The 2,349-nt window shown below is 66.1% G+C and carries 2 protein-coding genes; one reads left to right on the forward strand and one right to left on the reverse strand.

Translation table 11 applies throughout. The features are described from left to right. Nucleotides 1-267: 267 nt before the first annotated feature. Nucleotides 268-1,437, reverse strand: coding sequence for an Ig-like domain-containing protein (locus ACFWW9_RS46060; RefSeq protein WP_390389987.1), 1,170 nt, complete (start codon nt 1,435-1,437; stop codon nt 268-270). Nucleotides 1,438-1,602: 165 nt separating this feature from the next. On the opposite strand from ACFWW9_RS46060, the gene ACFWW9_RS46065 reads away from it, so the two are divergent. After that, nucleotides 1,603-2,313 carry an SDR family NAD(P)-dependent oxidoreductase gene (locus ACFWW9_RS46065; RefSeq protein ID WP_390389989.1) on the forward strand — a complete coding sequence of 237 codons (711 nt, stop codon included), beginning with the start codon at nt 1,603-1,605 and terminating at the stop codon, nt 2,311-2,313. Nucleotides 2,314-2,349: the final 36 nt, after the last annotated feature.

Consider the following 2,349-nt stretch of genomic DNA (forward strand, 5'->3'; position numbering starts at 1 on the left):
CCCACCCCGGCCGGCCCCCGATTGTTTTTGCGCCCCCACCCTCTTTCGTCTTGTCAAGGCGTCTTTCCAGCCTTGACAAGACGAAAGAGGGTGGGGTAATCGGCGCAATCGGGGGTTCCCCTCCAAACGCAAGCTCTCGCAAGCGTCCCCCAAAAGCGAGACCCCCCAAGACACAAGGTACCGAAGGGGTACGACAAAACCCCGAAAAACCCCTGACCAGCAAAAAGGGGCGCCCCGCCGCAGCGGAACGCCCCCTTCAAGCACCCGTCAGATGGCCGACAACGTCTGCCACTGCGCCCACGGCACCTGCCAGTCGTACCAGTCGTACTTCGCGGGCAACGTCGTGATCGACCCGGTGACCTCCACCGGATCCCCGATCATCGCCGTGTCGAAGTACGCCTTCGCGTCAGCCTCGGTCAGGTTCGCACACCCGTGCGACGTGTTGTTCTTCCCGATGTTGGCGGCGTTGTCGTTGTTCTCGTGGATGAACTCCCCGTGGTTCGAGAACCGAACCGCCCACTTCTTCAGCACGTTCGTGTACCCGTACTGCGGGTTGTCGAAGCTCCACTGCTCGTCCTTCTGCATGACCACGAACGTCCCGTTCGGCGTGGTCAACTCCGGATCAGCGTCCTTGCCAAAAGAAGCCGGGTACGTGGCAACAGTCTGCCCATCACGCTGCACCACCAACTGGTGCGTGGGCGTATCGATCTTCACGACCTGGTTGCGCCCCACCGTGAAATCGGAAGTCACGTCCGAGGACCCGTAGGCCCCGCCCCCGTAAGCGACCCCGTACAACTTCGCCTCAACGTGGATCTTCGTATTGGCAGGCCAGTAGGCCTCAGGCCGGTAGTGCACCTCGGAATCGCCCAACCAAGCCCAAGAACCTTTGACGTTGGCCGTGTTGGTCACGGTCAACGCCTTCTGCACCGCCGCCCGATCCGACACCGGCGCGTCGAACTTCACCATGATCGGCACGGCCACCCCGACCTGCTGGTCGTCCGTCGGGAACACCGTCCCCCGCACCTGCGCCGCGGGTGCGACGGTGTTGAAGGCGCCCTTCAACTCGATGGTCTTCCCATCGGTCCCGGTCGCCTTCCCCGCGTACGAGTAGGCCTTCCCGTAGCCCAACGGCTCGGTCGTCGCCCACGACTTCTTGTCGTCGGCCAACTTCCCCGCGACGGGCTTCCCCTCGGGGTTGTTCACCGCCACCGAGTCGATCGTCCCGTCCGACACCGACACGGCGACCGGCACGTTGACCGGAACGTCCTTCGCGTCGGCGGCGGGCACGGCGGTGAACTTGGCCACCGAGGCCGATTCCTGCGGAGCGCCGCCACCCGCGCCTTCCGGGTTCGCCTTGCCCGCTTCCGTGCTGGAGCAGCCGGCTAGCAGCGCCGCGCCCAGCAGCAACGCGGTCACGGCTCGAAGCTTCGTCCGCACGATCGACCTCCAGAGCCTTCGCTGTTCGTGTTCCCCCACTTGTCAAGACGTCCCGGCACGACCGAAGTGCCCACTCAGCGGCAGTGATGCTCGTCATAGCCGCTGCGCCAGTCGGACCAGCACGGCACGATCGTCCTCGTGACAAACGACCGTCGAACCGCCGTTGTGACCGGAGCGAGCGCGGGAATCGGGGAAGCGACCGCTCGCAAGCTCGCCGCCGAGGGATTCCACGTGGTGCTCGGAGCCCGCCGACTCGATCGCCTCCAGGGTATCGCGGATGACATCAAGGGGACGGCTGTCGAGCTGGACGTGACGTCCGCCGAGTCCGTCGCCGCGTTCCTCGAGCAGGTTCCCGAGGCGAACGTGCTGGTCAACAACGCGGGCGGGGCCCGTGGCATGGCCGGGGTGATCGACTACCCCGAGGAGGACTACCGCTGGATGTGGGAGACGAACGTCCTCGGCACCCTCCGCATGACCAAGGGACTGCTGCCCAAGCTGATCGCGTCCGGTGACGGCCACGTGGTGACCGTGACCTCCATCGCCGCCTTCGAGATCTACGACAACGGCTCCGGCTACACCTCCGCCAAGCACGCCCAGGCCGCCCTGCACCGGAGCCTGCGCGGCGAACTGCTGGGCCAGCCCGTCCGGTTCACCGAGATCCTCCCCGGCATGGTCGAGACGGACTTCTCGGTCCTCCGCTTCGACGGCGACGCCGAGCGCGCCGCGAACGTCTACAAGGGCATGACCCCGCTCACCGCCGACGACGTGGCCGACACCATCGCGTTCGCCGTGACCCGCCCCTCGCACGTGAACCTCGACCAGATCGTCCTGCGCCCCCGCGACCAGGCCAACGCCACCCGCGTGAACCGCAACTAGACCAGCAGGTTCACGTCCAGCTGGTCGAGCACGCGG

Origin of the sequence: Umezawaea sp. NPDC059074 (assembly GCF_042738955.1) — a bacterium.
Taxonomy (GTDB): Bacteria; Actinomycetota; Actinomycetes; order Mycobacteriales; family Pseudonocardiaceae; genus Umezawaea.